Below are 14,953 nucleotides of genomic sequence, written 5' to 3' on the forward strand. Positions count from 1 at the left end.
TGGCGGACTTCTGAACCGGGAGGATCCATGACACAACTCGACCGACGTACGCTGCTGCGCGCCGGCCTGGTGGCCGGGGCCGGCGTCGCCGGCGGCGCGGTGCTCGGCGCGCCCGGCGCGCTCGCCGCCCCCGCCTGGCGGCCGGCCGGGCGGCCGCTGCTCACCCACGGCGTGCAGAGCGGCGACGTGACCGCCGACTCGGCGCTGGTCTGGACCCGCGCGGACCGGCCCGGCCGCATGCTTGTGGAGTTGAGCCGCCGGCCCGACCTGCGCGGGGCGCGCGTGGTGCGCGGGCCGGTGCTCGACCCGGGCGGCGACTTCACCGGCCGGGTCCGGTTGCGCGGGCTGCCGGCCGGCGAGCGGCTCCACTACCGGGTCCGGGTGGAGAGCCTGGACCGGCCCGGCCTGTGCAGCGAGCCGCTGGCCGGCTCGTTCGCCACCGCGCCGGGGCGGCACAAGCGCCGGGACGTGCGGTTCGTCTGGACCGGCGACATCGTGGGGCAGGGCTGGGGGATCAGCCCGGACTTCGACGGCCTGGCCATCTTCCGGTCGATGCGCGAGCGCCGCCCCGACTTCTTCCTGTGCAGCGGCGACACCGTGTACGCGGACGGCCCGCTCACCGAGACCGTCACGCTGCCCGACGGCCGGATCTGGCGCAACCTGGTCACCCCGGAGAAGAGCAAGGTCGCCGAGACCCTGGCCGAGTACCGGGGGCAGTTCGCGTACAACCTGCTCGACGAGCACCTGCGGGCGTTCGCCGCGGAGGTGCCGCAGGTGAACCAGTGGGACGACCACGAGGTGCTGAACAACTGGTACCCGGGGGAGATCCTCGTCGACGACGGGTACGCCGAGAAGCGGGTGGACGTGCTCGCCGCGCGGGCCCGGCAGGCGTTCCACGAGTGGCTGCCGGTCGCCGCCGACGGCCCGCTCTACCGCAGGCTGTCGTACGGGCCGCTGCTGGACGTCTTCGTCCTCGACATGCGCACCTACAAGGACCCGAACGACGGCAACACGTACGCCGACCCGGGCCGCGGCCTGCTCGGGCGGGAGCAGCGGGAGTGGCTGGTCCGCGAGCTGACCCGGTCGACGGCGACCTGGAAGGTGATCGCCAACGACCTGCCGGTCGGCCTCGTGGTGCCGGACGGCCCCGGCGCGCAGGAGGGTGTGGCGCAGGGCGACCCGGGCGCGCCGGCCGGCCGCGAGCGGGAGTTCGCCGAGGTGCTGCGTGCCGTGCACCGGGCCGGGGTGACCGGGCTCGTCTTCCTCACCGCCGACGTGCACTACACCGCGGCCCACCACTACGACCCGGCCCGGGCGGCGTTCGGCGAGTTCACCCCGTTCTGGGAGTTCGTCTCCGGCCCGGCCCACGCCGGCGCCTTCGGCCCGAACGCCCTGGACGGCACCTTCGGCCCGCGGGCCGTCTTCGTCCACGCACCGCCCCGCGCCAACACCTCCCCGGCGGAGGGCTTCCAGCACTTCGGCGAGGTGGAGATCGACGGCGAGACGGCCGCCCTGACGGTGAACCTCCGCGACCGGTCGGGCGCCTCCCTCTGGACCACCACCCTCCCGGCCCCCACCCGCTGACCCGCGTCGATCATGAGGTTGGCGGCGACGACGATCTCGGATGCCGCCGTCAACCTCATGATCACCGGGGCGGGGCGATACTCGGAGGCGGGACGGGCGGTGGGTCGAGTACGCTTGTGGGCACACAGGCGACGACCCGGCCATCACCGGCGAGCCTCCGGAAGAACGGCCGGGTGACCGGCTCAGTAGAACCGGACGGGACGGCCCGTCACAGCCGACAACGAGCGGGCGGTCGCACCTTGACCGCCAAGCGGGGTGGTACCGCGGGCCACCCGGGGGCGCCGACACGGCCAACCCGGAGAAGCTCGTCCTCGCAGACCCACCGACGAGTGAGCTGCGCGAGGAGAGCGACCCCCGATGGCCTATCCGTTGCACGACCCGACCGCCGGCGGCGTCCCGGCGAGCCCGGACCTGCCCGCGGTCGAGCGCCGGGTCCTGGAGCACTGGACGGCCGACAAGACCTTCGAGGCGTCGGTCGAGGCCCGCCCCGCCGGGCAGGACGGCAAGAACGAGTACGTCTTCTACGACGGCCCGCCCTTCGCCAACGGCCTGCCGCACTACGGCCACCTCTTCACCGGCTACGTCAAGGACGTGGTGCCGCGCTACCAGACCATGCGCGGCCGGCACGTCGAGCGCCGGTTCGGCTGGGACTGCCACGGCCTGCCCGCCGAGGTGGTGGCCGAGAAGCAGCTCGGCATCACCACCAAGGCGGAGATCCTCGACCTCGGCGTGGCCCGGTTCAACGAGGCCTGCCGCACCTCGGTGCTGGAGTTCACCCAGGACTGGGAGCGGTACGTCACCCGGCAGGCCCGCTGGGTCGACTTCGCCAACGACTACAAGACGCTCGACCTGGACTACATGGAAAGCGTCATGTGGGCCTTCCGGACCCTGCACGACAAGGGCCTGGTCTACGAGGGCTTCCGGGTGCTGGCGTACTGCTGGCGGTGCGAGACCCCGCTGTCGAACACCGAGACCCGGATGGACGACGTCTACAAGGACCGGCACGACCCCACGCTGACCGTGTGGTTCGAGCTGACCGCGGACGAGTCGGCCCCCGAGCCGGTGCGCGGCCCGGTGCGGCTCGGCGTCTGGACCACCACGCCGTGGACGCTGCCGTCGAACCTGGCGCTCGCCGTCGGCCCCGACATCGAGTACGCCGTGCTGGAGCGCGACGGGCAGCGGTTCGTGGTCGGCGCGGCGCGGCTGGGCGCGTACGCCAAGGAACTGGAGGGCTACGAGCAGGTCGGCACCGTGTACGGTCGCGACCTGGTCGGGCGCCGCTACACCCCGCTCTACGACTTCCTCGTCGAGCACGCCGGCGAGAACGCCTACCAGGTGCTCGGCGCGGAGTTCGTCACCACCGAGGACGGCACGGGGATCGTCCACCTGGCCCCGGCCTTCGGTGAGGACGACCAGAACACCTGCAACGCGGCCGGCATCCCGACCGTCGTGACGGTCGACGACCACACCCGGTTCACCGGGCTGGTCCCGCCGTACCAGGGCGAGCAGGTCTTCGACGTGAACAAGCCGGTGATCCGGGAGCTGAAGGAGCGGGGGGTGGTGCTGCGGCAGGACACCTACACCCACTCCTACCCGCACTGCTGGCGCTGCGACACGCCGCTGGTCTACAAGGCGGTCTCCTCCTGGTTCGTGGCGGTCACCCGGTTCAAGGACCGGATGGTCGAGCTGAACCAGCAGATCAACTGGACGCCGGGGCACATCAAGGACGGCTCGTTCGGCAAGTGGCTGGCCAACGCCCGGGACTGGTCGATCAGCCGGAACCGGTTCTGGGGCTCGCCGATCCCGGTGTGGAAGTCCGACGACCCGAACTACCCGCGGGTCGACGTGTACGGCTCGCTGGACGAGCTGGAGCGGGACTTCGGCGTACGCCTGACCGACCTGCACCGGCCGGCGGTGGACGACCTCGTCCGCCCCAACCCGGACGACCCGACCGGGAAGTCGATGATGCGCCGGGTGCCCGAGGTGCTGGACTGCTGGTTCGAGTCCGGCTCGATGCCGTTCGCCCAGGTGCACTACCCGTTCGAGAACCGCGAGTGGTTCGAGCACCACTACCCGGGCGACTTCATCGTCGAGTACATCGGACAGACGCGCGGCTGGTTCTACACCATGCACGTGCTGGCCACCGCGCTGTTCGACCGGCCGGCGTTCCGCAACTGCCTGAGCCACGGCATCCTGCTCGGCTCGGACGGGCGCAAGATGTCCAAGAGCCTGCGCAACTACCCGGACGTCTACCACGTGTTCGACTCGTACGGGTCGGACGCGATGCGCTGGATGCTGATGTCCTCACCGGTGCTGCGCGGCGGTGACATGGCGGTCACCGAGACGCTCATCCGGGACGCCGTGCGGCAGGTGCTGCTGCCGCTCTGGAACGTCTGGTACTTCTTCTCGCTCTACGCCAACGCGGACGGGTACACCGCGAAGCGGCGGACCGACTCGACGCACCTGCTCGACCGGTACGTGCTGGCGAAGACGAACGAGCTGGTGTCGACGGTCCAGGGGCAGTTCGACGCGTACGACATCTCGGGCGCCTGCGCCACCGTCCGGTCCTACCTGGACGCGCTGACCAACTGGTACGTGCGCCGGTCCCGGGACCGGTTCTGGGCGGGCGACGCGGACGCGTTCGACACGCTGTGGACGGTGCTGGAGACGCTCTGCCGGGTGGTGGCGCCGCTGGCGCCGCTGACCGCGGAGGAGATCTGGCGCGGCCTCACCGGCGAGCGGTCGGTGCACCTGACCGACTGGCCGTCGGCGGAGGAGTTCCCGGCCGACCACGACCTCGTGGCCGCCATGGACAACGTCCGGGCAGTCGCCTCGGCGGCCCTGTCGCTGCGCAAGGCCAAGGGGCTGCGGGTCCGGTTGCCGCTGTCGAAGCTGACCGTGGCCTCCCCGGTCGCGGCCCAGCTGCGGCCCTTCGCCGACCTGGTCGCCGACGAGGTCAACGTGAAGGCGGTGGAGATCACCGACGAGGTGTCCGCGTACTGCCAGCAGGTGCTGACCGTGGTGCCCCGGGCGCTCGGCCCGCGGGTCGGCAAGTCGGTCCAGCAGGTGATCAAGGCGGTCAAGGCGGGCGAGTGGGAGCTTGTCGACGGCGCCCCGGTCGCCGCCGGGATCACCCTGGCCGAGGGCGAGTACGAGCTGCGCCTCGTCGCGGCCGACGCCGAGCACTCCGCGCCGCTGCCCGGCGGCGAGGGCGTCGTCGTGCTGGACACCGAGGTCACCCCGGAACTGGCCGCCGAGGGGCTGGCCCGGGACGTGGTCCGCGTGGTGCAGCAGGCCCGCCGGGACGCCGACCTCGACGTCTCGGACCGGATCGTGGTGGCCGTCTCCGCCTCGGAGGAGGTCCGCGCGGCGGTCGCCGCGTACACCGACTTCGTGGCCCGGGAGGTCCTGGCCGACACTGTCGACTTCGCGGAGGGCGTCGACGGCTTCGCCGGCGAGGTCGGCGAGGGCGAGCGGGTGACGGTGGCCGTCCGGCGGGTATGACATCCGGATGGCGGGTCCGGCGGCGTCCGCGCCGCCGGACCCACCCCGCGGACGCCTGACCACCCGATCCGCCGGATGCCGACCCGTCCGCTACCGTGACAGCGCCTGTTCACGTACGACCGCCGGAGGACCCGTGCCCCTGCTCTACACCATCGGCAAGCTCACCGTGGCGCCCACGCTGCGGTTGGCCTTCCGTCCGCACGTGGAGGGGTTGGAGCACATCCCGGCGACCGGCGGCGCGATCTTCGCGGGCAACCATCTCTCGGTGGCCGACGAACTGCTGCTCGGCACGGTGGTGCCCCGGCACCTGGCCTTCTGGGCCAAGTCGGAGTACTTCAAGGGCACCGGCGTGAAGGGCGCGTTCTCCAAGTTCGTGCTCACCGGGCTGGGCGCCATCCCGGTCGAGCGGGCCGGCGGCCGGGCGGCGCTGTCCGCGTTCGACGCCGCCATCCCGGTGCTCAAGGCCGGCGACCTGGTGGCCGTCTACCCCGAGGGCACCCGCTCGCCCGACGGCCGGCTCTACCGGGGGCGCACCGGCGCCGCGCGGCTGGCCGTGGCGGCCGGCGTGCCGATCATCCCGGTGGGCGTGACCGGCACCGACAAGGCGCAGCCCATCGGCACGCGGGTGCCGCGGCCCGGCCGGGCGCAGATCACCATCCGGTTCGGCAAGCCGCTGGACTTCACCGGCCGGTCGGACGACCGCACGTCGCTGCGGGAGATGACCGACGAGCTGATGGCCGAGATCCAGAAGCTCACCGGCCAGGAGTACGTGCCGCGCTACGCGCCGAAGCGCGCCGAGCCCACCGCCGACCCGACCGCCTGAGGCGTCACGGCGGGTCGCTGCCGCGCCGCTTCTCCTGGGCCACCACCGCGTCCAGGTCGCTGAGGCGGCTCAGCTGCTTCATGGTCCGCGCCATCCGCGCGTTCGCCGGGATCCGGCTGCGGTTCCGGGCCAGGAACGCCCAGTAGCCGGCGGTGAACGGGCAGGCGTCCTCACCGAGGCGCTGGCGCGGGTCGTAGCGGCAGCCGCCGCAGTAGTCGCTCATCCGGTTGATGTACGCGCCCCCGGCCACGTACGGCTTGGTGGTCATCCGGCCCAGGTCGGCGTACTGGCTCATGCCGACCACGTTGCCGGTCATCACCCACTCGTAGCCGTCCACGAACCGGGTGTGGAACCACTCGACCAGCTCCGCCGGGCGCCAGCCGCGCTGGAGGGCGTAGTTGCCGAGCACCATGAGCCGCGGGATGTGGTGCACCCAGGCCCGGTCGCGGACGCCGGTGAGCACGTCGGCGAGGCAGCGCGCGCCGACCGCGTCCGCGTCCAGGTCGCGCCACCAGTCCGGCAGGGAACGGCGGGCGCCCAGCTCGTTGCTGTCCCCCCAGCCCTTCCCGAAGTACCAGTAGGTGTGCCAGATGTAGTCCCGCCAGCCCATCACCTGCCGGACGAAGCCCTCCACGGCGGCCAGCGGCGCGCCCTGCCGCCGGTACGTCCGCTCGGCGCCCCGGACCGCCTCCACCGGGTCCAGCAGGCCCAGGTTGAACGAGGACGACAGCAGGCTGTGCGCCAGCCACGGGTCGGTGGAGAGCATGGCGTCCTCGTACCGGCCGAACGCGGCGAGCCGGTGCTTCAGGAAGTGCCGCAGCCGGGCCGTGGCCTCCCCGGCAGTGGCAGGGAAGCGGCGCGGCCCGTCCCGCCCGGTGAACCGGATGCCCTCCCGCGCCCAGCGGTCCAGGTCGGCCCGGACCTCCGCGTCGATGTCGTCCTCCTTCGGCATCGGCGGGGCCGGCACGCCGAGCCGGCCGTCCTTCGGCGGCGGCTCGCGGTTCTCCGTGTCGAAGCTCCACCGGCCGCCGGCCGGCTCGCGGCCGTCCATCAGCACCCCGTGGTGCTCCCGGGCGAACCGGTAGAACGCCTCCATGCGCAGCGCGCCCCGCCGGCCGTCCGCCCAGTCGGCGAAGTCCTCCAGGCTGGTCACGTGGCCCCGGGCCGGCAGCACGGTCACACCGTCCCGCTCGCGGACGAACTCCAGCGCCCGCCGCGACGTGGGGTGGCAGACCTCCAGCGGCTCGCGGACCGTCCGCAGCGCCTGCCCGTACGTCTCGCCGCGCAGAAAGATCGCCTGGTCGCCCAGCTCGGCGGCGCGGTGCCGCAGCGCGGAGAGGATCAGGTGGGCCTTCTGCCGGTGGTAGACGCGGCGCCGGAAGACCGCCTTGGACTCGATGAGGAGAACCGGCTGCTTCCGCTCGTCGAGGAAGTGCGGCCCCAGCTGGTCAGCGAAGAGCCAACGCCGCGACATGTCCTGATTGTCGCCCCTCGCGCCGATCCGGCCCGGGAGGAAGACGGAACCTTTACGTGTTCGATACGTTGCGAACGGTGACGACGGCTCAGGATCCCTCGGGGACCACGACCTGCTCGCGCAGCTCGTCCAGCAGCCGGCCGCTGTCGTCCAGCGACAGCCGGGTGAAGACGCCGGTGGCCAGGCTGCCGTGGTCGACCGAGGTGCACACCACCACCGTGTCGCCGTCGGCCCGGCCGATCGCGCAGCGCTCGTACCGGCCCCGGACGCCGGTCTCCACCGGCACGGACTGTTCGAGGTCGTACCGGTCGGTGAGGCGGACCAGCTCGGCCTCCGCGTCCGACTCTGGGGTGAGTCGGAACCCGGTGCCGCCGAAGAGGGTGACCCGCTTGCCGTCGGTCGTGCCGTAGATGCCCGCGAAGGTGTCCTCGGCGAGCAGGTGCGACTGGCGTACCTGTGACTTCAGCTCCTCGGCGGCGGCCTGGCTGCGCTCGTCCTGGCGCAGCCGCAGCGAGCCGAGCTGGTCGGGCAGGCTCGCGCGGGCCGGGTACTGGGCGGAGAGCGGCTGGGCCCACCAGAGCGGCACGCCGCAGCAGCACGCGACGCTGAGCAGCAGCACCCAGGGCCACCGGCGCCGGCGGCGGACCGGCACGGCCACGTACCCCTTGGGCGGCCGCCACCCCGGCGGCGCGGTCACCGCCGGCGGGGTCTTCCCGCGGCGCTGCTTCGGCACCGTGGGCCGGGGCGGCGGGACCGGCGGGGCGACCGCCGGCGGCGGGGTCGGAGCCGGGCGGGCGGCGGGCGCCGGGTGCCGCGGCGGCGGTGCCGCGACCGGCGGGGCCGGGTAGGGCGGGGTGTGTGCCGGCGGCGGTTGCGGCACCGGGTAGGGCGCCGTGTAGGGCAGCGTCGGCGGCAGCGCCGGGAAGTCGGCGGAGTGCAGGTCCCAGCCGGTGGTGTCCACGCCCGCCCACGGGTCGACCGGGACCTGGTGCTCCGGCGAGTCCGCCGGCGGCGCCGGCGTGGGCTCGGCCGACTCGCCCCAGGCGCGCTTGCGCGGCGGCGGGGGCGGTACGGCCGCCGAGCCGCTCCAGCGGGGCGCGGGAGGCTCGGCGGGGGTGGCGTCCGCCTCGGTCTCGACCCGGGTCGGGTCGGGTCGCCGCTCCACCCGGGTGGGATCGGGACGGGGCGCGACCGGGGCCGATCCCGCGGCGCGGGCGGGGCCGGGCACGGCGGCGGAACCGCGCGCGGGATGGGCCGGGGAGACCGGGGTGGGGTCGGGGTCCGCGGCGGCCGAGGGCTCAGATTTCGCCTCGACGTCCGGCGCCACCTGGGCATCGGGTGCGGCCTGGCCCTCGGGTTCGGCCTGGGCGTCGGCTTCGGTCTGCGTGCCGACTACGGCTTCGGTGTCCCGTGCGGCCTGGGTCCCGGCTTCGGCTTGTGGCTCCGGGTCGGCCTGAGCGGCGGGTTCAGCCGGCGAGGCGGCCGCCGGCGCCGGCTGCGCGCCAGGCTTCGGCTGCGCGGCAGGCTCCTGCGTCGAGGTGGCCTCCGCCCCTGGCGCGGGCTCGGCCGGGGCGGCGGTCTCAGCCGCTGGGGTCGGCTGCGGGTTCGGTGCGGTGGGCGGGGCCTCGGCGTCCGGCGCCACGGACTCCGCCATGGCCGACTCCGGCCCGGGCTCCCGCGCGGAGGAGGCGTCGGTCGTGGTCGGGGGCGTGGGGGCGGCCTGCGGCGGCACGGTGGCCTGCGGCGGCACGTCGGCCGACGGCCCGGTGACCGCCGGACCCCCGTCCCGGCCGGTGGCCGGGGTGCCCCCGTCGGCCGGCCGGTCCGCCCCCGGCTGCGGCTGCGACATCGCGGCAATCTCCTCTCGCGCCGGAGACGAGGTTAGTACCGCCCCGCCACCCCGACGAATCGCCCGGCACGCGCGCTCCCGCACCCGCCACCCGTGTCGATCAAGAGGTTCGCGTCCGGATCGCCGGCGATCCGGACGCAAACCTCTTGATCAACGCGCCCGGGGCAGGCTTCGGCGCTGGTCGGGCCGGGCGGAAAGGGGAGCGGTGCGGCGTGGTGGATGGTGGGGGACCGCGTACCCTTGGGCATCATGAGTGCCCCGTCGACGACGCCGCGCCCGGTCGCGGCCAATTCCGTGTGGCCGCGGCTGGAGCCGCTGCTGCCCCAGGTGACCAAGCCCATCCAGTACGTCGGTGGCGAGCTGGGCGCGGTGGTCAAGGACTGGGACGCGGCGACCGTCCGGTGGGCGCTGATGTATCCCGACGCGTACGAGGTGGGCCTGCCCAACCAGGGCGTGCAGATCCTCTACGAGGTGCTCAACGAGCTGCCCGACGTGCTGGCCGAGCGGACGTACGCGGTCTGGCCGGACCTGGAGAAGCTGATGCGCGCCCACGGCGTGCCGCAGTTCACCGTCGACGCGCACCGGGCGGTGCGCGACTTCGACGTGTTCGGCGTCTCCTTCTCCACCGAGCTGGGCTACACGAACCTGCTCACCGCGATCGACCTGGCCGGCATCCCACTGCTGGCCGCCGACCGCACCGACGCCGACCCGGTGATCGTGGCCGGCGGGCACGCCGCGTTCAACCCGGAGCCGATCGCCGACTTCGTCGACGCCGCCGTGCTCGGCGACGGCGAGGAGGCGGTGCTGGAGATCACCGCGATCGTCCGGGACTGGAAGGCCGAGGGCTGCCCGGGCGGCCGGGACGAGCTGCTGCTGCGGCTGGCCCGCACCGAGAGCGTCTACGTGCCGCGCTTCTACGACGTGGACTACCTGCCCGACGGCCGGATCCAGCGGGTCGTGCCGAACCGCCCCGACGTGCCGTTCCGGGTGCACAAGCGCACGACCATGGACCTGGACGCCTGGCCGTACCCGAAGAAGCCCCTCGTGCCGCTGGCCGAGACGGTCCACGAGCGGTACGCGGTGGAGATCTTCCGCGGCTGCACCCGGGGCTGCCGGTTCTGCCAGGCCGGGATGATCACCCGCCCGGTGCGGGAGCGCTCGATCACCACGGTCGGCCAGATGGTGCAGCAGGGGCTGGAGTTCTCCGGCTTCCACGAGGTGGGCCTGCTGTCCCTGTCGTCGGCCGACCACTCCGAGATCGGTGACATGTGCTCCGGCCTCGCCCAGCAGTACGAGGGCACGAACGTCTCGCTCTCGCTGCCGTCGACCCGGGTGGACGCCTTCAACATCGACCTGGCCCAGGAGCTGTCCCGCAACGGGCGGCGGACCGGCCTGACCTTCGCCCCGGAGGGCGGGTCGGAGCGGATCCGCAAGGTCATCAACAAGATGGTGTCGAAGGAAGACCTGATCCGCACCGTCGTCACCGCGTACACCAACGGCTGGCGGCAGGTGAAGCTCTACTTCATGTGCGGCCTGCCCACCGAGACCGACGAGGACGTCCTCGAGATCGCCGACATGGCGCACGAGGTCATCCGGGCCGGCCGGGCGGCGACCGGGTCCAAGGACATCCGCTGCACCGTCTCGATCGGTGGCTTCGTGCCGAAGCCGCACACCCCGTTCCAGTGGGCCGCCATGGAGCGGCCGGAGGTCATCGACGGCCGGCTGAAGCTGCTCAAGCAGGCCATCAACAGCGACCGGTCGCTGGGTCGGGCCATCGGCTTCCGCTACCACGACGGCGAGCCGTCGCTGATCGAGGGCCTGCTGTCCCGGGGCGACCGCCGGGTCGGCGCGGTGATCCGCAAGGTCTGGGAGAACGGCGGCCGGTTCGACGGCTGGAGCGAGCACTTCTCCTACCAGCGCTGGGTGGACGCCGCGGCCGAGGTGCTGCCGTCCTTCGGGGTGGACCTGGACTGGTTCACCACCCGCGAGCGCGACGAGCTGGAGGTCCTGCCCTGGGACCACCTCGACTCCGGCCTGGACAAGGACTGGCTCTGGCAGGACTGGCAGGACTCCCTGTCCGAGTACGAGCAGGACGACTGCCGCTGGACGCCCTGCTTCGACTGCGGCGTCTGCCCGTCCATGGACACCGAGATCCAGATCGGCCCGACCGGAAAGAAGCTGCTGCCGTTGACCCCGGTCAACGGGCTGAAGCTGCCCACCGGCGCCCAGCAGTAGCGCCGGCGACGCACACCGGAGCGCGGGATCCCCACGGGGTTCCCGCGCTCCGTCACATTCCGGGACTCGTCGCCCGTCGATGTCCCGTGGCGCGGGGTGGGGGTGCCTCGACTGGCCGTCACTCGATACGCTGCGTCCGTATTGGACCGGCCGGGGGCCGGCAGCGGGGAGGGCAGCAGCATGGGTGACATCAGGCCGCCGGACACCGGCGATCTGCACGTCAGCGTCGAGGACCTGGACGCCGCGGCGGAGTACGTCGAGCGCCTCAAGCAGTACGTCGACGACACCATCGGCTACGAGATGGAACGCATCAAGGAGCGGATGAAGGGCGACAGCAACAACGCGCAGACGGTGCCCAACGGCACGCCGTTCGGCGCGTACGAGGACGCCCGCATGCAGTGGCAGGCGCTGACGAAGTCGACGGCGAACATGGAGGGTCACCTCAAGGCGCTCTCCCTCAAGCTGGCCACCCTGAAGCAGGGCACCGAGGACATCGCCAAGGCGTTCCGCGACACCGAGGCCCGCAACGCCGCCAACGGCAAGGAGATCGAGCGGATGCTGGAGTCCGCCGCCCCGCCGCCGGCGACGGGCCAGCAGCCGCCCACCTACCCGTACACGGCCTGAGGGGGAGAAGGTCATGGCTGGAGGAACCTGGGAGCGGTGCGTCCGCGAGGTGACGCTGTCGGCGGACCCGGAGACGGTCGGCTCGGTCGGTGTCGGCTGGAGCAGCCTCTCCACCGGCCTGGGCTACCTGCGCGACGCGCTCGTCGGGCGGTCCTTCGTCGGCCCGATCGCGCCCGGCCAGGAGCGCCCGCACAGCGGCGGCCTGCCCGGCCTGCTCGCCGGCTGGAAGGGCAGCGGCGGCGACGCGTACCGCGAGCACCTGGGCGAGATCGGCAAGGAGATCGAGGAGCTGATCACCCACGCCAGCAACGTGAGCGGTGCGCTGTCGCGGATCGAGGGTGACATCCGCAAGTCGGTGGCGAGCATCCCGATCCCGCTGATGGACGACTTCGGCTGGAACGAGTGGAGCCTGCCCAACGGCACCGAACTCGACGACGCCCGCGACGGCGAGAGCGCCTCGGGCTTCCTCGCCGCGCTGCGCAAGGACTACCAGAGCAACCCCGCCTCGTACGCCGACGGCGCGTTCCGCGACAAGGCCGACGACCTCGAGGCGACCATGAAGGTCGACGGCAACGCCGACGACAACAAGCGCGGCGGCTGGTGGGACACCAAGTCGCACCTGGACAACTGGTACCGGGACAACCAGCAGGCGGCCAACTCGGCCATGTCGCCGCTGCCCGCCGCGGTGGAGACCGAGCGGCCCAAGCTGGTGGTGCCGCAGCCGAGGACCGAGTCCGACGACTACCGCCCCGACGACCGCAAGCCGCCGTCCGGCCTCCCGGGCGGTGGTGGCGGTGGCGTCGGTGGCGGTGGCGCGGGCGGCGGTTTCGGCGGCGGGCCCTCCCTCGGCAGCACCGGCGTGGGCGGCGGGGGCTCCTTCGGCGGCGGCGGTGGCGGATCGTTGACGCCGCCGCCCACGACCGGCGGCCCGGACTTCGGCGGCGGGGCCGGCGGCGGCGCCGGCAGCTACACCCCGCCGTCCACCGGCGCCGGCTACCCGGGCACCGGTGGTCACGACTACGGCAGCGGCCTCGCCGGCGCCGGCGGGCCCAGCACCATCGGCGGCACCGGCGGTCTCGGTGGCGGTCTCAACCCCACGGGGCTCGGCGGCGGGGGCGGCGGCTTCGGCGGTGGTGGGGCCGGTCTCGGCTCGGCCGGCGGCATCGGCGGCGGCGGTCTCGGCGCGGCCGGAGCGGTGGGCATGGGCGGCATCCCCGGCATGGTCGGTGGCGGCAACGGCAAGGTGCCCCCGATGACCAGCGCGGCGAGCGCGTTGCGCAACGCGGCCGGCGCCGGCGCGGGTGGCCTGCGCGGCGGCGCCGGCATGATGGGCGGCGGGATGATGGGCGGGCACGGCGGGGCCGGGCACGGCGGCAGCGGCAGCGAGCACTCGTCGTGGTTGACTGAGGACGACGATCCGTGGGGCAGCGGTGACGCCGCGTCCCCGGGCATCCTGCGCTGAGGACGGACGGATGAGGTTGCACGCGGGCGCGTTCCGACCGGTTGCGGCCGGGCTGCTGGCCGGGCTCATGGTGCTGGGGGTCGCCCAGCCGGCGGCCGCCGCGCCGCGACGGGCCGAGCAGTGGTACCTGGACGAGCTGCGCATCGACCAGGTGCACCGGCTCTCCACGGGGCGCGGGGTGACCGTCGCCGTGGTGGACAGCGGTGTCGACGCCACCCACCCGGAGCTCGCCGGCCAGGTGCTCCCCGGCCGCCGCAGCTACGGCGCCGCGGGCGACGGACGCTCCGACGTGGACGGCCACGGCACCCACATGGCCGGCATCATCGCGGCGAAGAACGCCGGTTCGGACGGGGTGACCGGCATCGCGCCGGGTGTGCGCATCCTGCCGATCAAGACGAAGCCGGGCGACGGGGAGATCAGCGAGGCGGCGTCCGCCCAGGGCATCCGGATGGCCGTCGACGGCGGCGCCAAGGTGATCAACCTGTCCTACGGCGCCATGGGCGCGGCCTCCGCCGACGAGGAGTCCGCGATCAAATACGCCCTGGACCGGGACGTGGTGGTGGTGGCCGCCGCGGGCAACACGGCCAAGGGCGAGGTCGACGTGACAAGCCCGGCCAACGTCCGCGGGGTGATCGCGGTGACCGGCACGACGCGGGGCGGGCGCTTCTGGTCGGGCTCGGCGCAGGGCCCCGAGGCCGTGGTGGCCGCACCCGGCGACGCCATCTACAACGCGGGCCCGGACCACGGCTACGGCTGGGGTGACGGCACCTCCGACGCCACGGCGATCGTCTCCGGGGTGGCGGCGCTGATCCGGTCGAAGTACCCCGACCTCTCCGCCCCCAACGTGATCAACCGGATCATCCGCACCGCCCGGGACGCCGGCCCGCCCGGCCGCGACCCGCAGTACGGCTTCGGCCGCCTCGACGCGCTGGCGGCCCTGACCGCGAAGGTGCCGGCGGTCTCGGCGAACCCGCTCCTGGAGCCGGCCGCGGCCAGCCCGGCCCCGCCGCAGGCCGCCGAGGACGACGACTTCGACGTCACCGAGCACGGCGACCGTGGCGGTCCCACGGACCAGCAGGTCATGGTCATCGGCATCGGCATCGCGGTGGCGCTGCTGGTGCTGGTGGGGCTCGTGGTCTTCCTGATCTGGAACCGGCGCCGCTACCGCCGCGAGGCGGCCCGGGCCGCCGCCGTACCGGACGAACTGCTCGACCAGGGCGCCCGGGGCGGATACGGCACCCCGCCCGTCCCGGCCGGCTACCACGCCCCGCCGGGCGCGCCGGGTGGTCAGGCCCCGCCGGGCGCCAACCCGTACGCCCCGCCGCCCGGTCACGTTCCGCCCCCACCGGGGTCCTACCCGCCACCGGGCGGGAACCGGTCCTGAACCGTGGTGGCCGG

General features: G+C 73.7%; 9 protein-coding genes. 7 read left to right on the forward strand and 2 right to left on the reverse strand.

The genetic code is table 11. The features are described from left to right. The first annotated feature begins 27 nt into the window (after positions 1 to 27). The 3 genes from GA0070603_RS26380 (at position 28) to GA0070603_RS26390 (ending at position 5,911) form a co-directional block, all read left to right on the forward strand. Entirely contained in the window at positions 28 to 1,584 is a 1,557-nt protein-coding gene (locus GA0070603_RS26380; RefSeq protein ID WP_091319146.1) for an alkaline phosphatase D family protein, read from the forward strand. Positions 1,585 to 1,941: 357 nt separating this feature from the next. Beyond that, the gene (ileS, locus tag GA0070603_RS26385) at positions 1,942 to 5,088 is read left to right on the forward strand and encodes an isoleucine--tRNA ligase (RefSeq protein WP_091319149.1); all 3,147 of its coding nucleotides are present in this window, start codon (positions 1,942 to 1,944) and stop codon (positions 5,086 to 5,088) included. 133 nt (positions 5,089 to 5,221) lie between these two features. Then, positions 5,222 to 5,911: a lysophospholipid acyltransferase family protein gene (locus GA0070603_RS26390; RefSeq protein ID WP_091319151.1), complete on the forward strand. Its 690-nt coding sequence runs from the start codon at positions 5,222 to 5,224 to the stop codon at positions 5,909 to 5,911. Positions 5,912 to 5,915: 4 nt separating this feature from the next. Here GA0070603_RS26390 and GA0070603_RS26395 read toward each other — a convergent pair whose 3' ends face one another. Then, the gene (locus GA0070603_RS26395) at positions 5,916 to 7,385 is read right to left on the reverse strand and encodes a cryptochrome/photolyase family protein (protein WP_091319153.1); all 1,470 of its coding nucleotides are present in this window, start codon (positions 7,383 to 7,385) and stop codon (positions 5,916 to 5,918) included. Positions 7,386 to 7,473: 88 nt separating this feature from the next. Next, the gene (locus GA0070603_RS32200; RefSeq protein WP_091319156.1) at positions 7,474 to 9,234 is read right to left on the reverse strand and encodes a hypothetical protein; all 1,761 of its coding nucleotides are present in this window, start codon (positions 9,232 to 9,234) and stop codon (positions 7,474 to 7,476) included. Positions 9,235 to 9,483: 249 nt separating this feature from the next. Between GA0070603_RS32200 and GA0070603_RS26410 the strand changes: the two genes are divergently transcribed. From GA0070603_RS26410 to mycP, 4 genes are all read left to right on the forward strand, one after another. Further along, entirely contained in the window at positions 9,484 to 11,469 is a 1,986-nt protein-coding gene (locus GA0070603_RS26410) for a TIGR03960 family B12-binding radical SAM protein (RefSeq protein WP_091319160.1), read from the forward strand. Positions 11,470 to 11,649: 180 nt separating this feature from the next. Next, on the forward strand, positions 11,650 to 12,093 hold the full coding sequence (locus GA0070603_RS26415; RefSeq protein WP_091322314.1) for a hypothetical protein: 444 nt from the start codon (positions 11,650 to 11,652) through the stop codon (positions 12,091 to 12,093). 13 nt (positions 12,094 to 12,106) lie between these two features. Beyond that, on the forward strand, positions 12,107 to 13,555 hold the full coding sequence (locus GA0070603_RS26420) for a hypothetical protein (RefSeq protein WP_091319162.1): 1,449 nt from the start codon (positions 12,107 to 12,109) through the stop codon (positions 13,553 to 13,555). A gap of 10 nt (positions 13,556 to 13,565) precedes the next feature. After that, positions 13,566 to 14,939 (forward strand): type VII secretion-associated serine protease mycosin, encoded by a 1,374-nt coding sequence (gene mycP, locus GA0070603_RS26425; RefSeq protein WP_091319164.1) that lies wholly within the window; start codon positions 13,566 to 13,568, stop codon positions 14,937 to 14,939. The last annotated feature ends 14 nt before the right edge of the window (positions 14,940 to 14,953 follow it).

The organism is Micromonospora chersina (assembly GCF_900091475.1).
Classification (GTDB): Bacteria; Actinomycetota; Actinomycetes; order Mycobacteriales; family Micromonosporaceae; genus Micromonospora; species Micromonospora chersina.

Coding starts and splice junctions, on each gene's coding strand:
- GA0070603_RS26410 (WP_091319160.1), top strand. CDS start 9,484: ATGAGTGCCCCGTCGACGACGCCGCGCCCGGTCGCGGCCAATTCCGTG.
- GA0070603_RS26420 (WP_091319162.1), top strand. CDS start 12,107: ATGGCTGGAGGAACCTGGGAGCGGTGCGTCCGCGAGGTGACGCTGTCG.
- ileS (WP_091319149.1), top strand. CDS start 1,942: ATGGCCTATCCGTTGCACGACCCGACCGCCGGCGGCGTCCCGGCGAGC.
- GA0070603_RS26380 (WP_091319146.1), top strand. CDS start 28: ATGACACAACTCGACCGACGTACGCTGCTGCGCGCCGGCCTGGTGGCC.
- GA0070603_RS32200 (WP_091319156.1), bottom strand. CDS start 9,234: ATGTCGCAGCCGCAGCCGGGGGCGGACCGGCCGGCCGACGGGGGCACC.
- GA0070603_RS26415 (WP_091322314.1), top strand. CDS start 11,650: ATGGGTGACATCAGGCCGCCGGACACCGGCGATCTGCACGTCAGCGTC.
- GA0070603_RS26395 (WP_091319153.1), bottom strand. CDS start 7,385: ATGTCGCGGCGTTGGCTCTTCGCTGACCAGCTGGGGCCGCACTTCCTC.
- mycP (WP_091319164.1), top strand. CDS start 13,566: ATGAGGTTGCACGCGGGCGCGTTCCGACCGGTTGCGGCCGGGCTGCTG.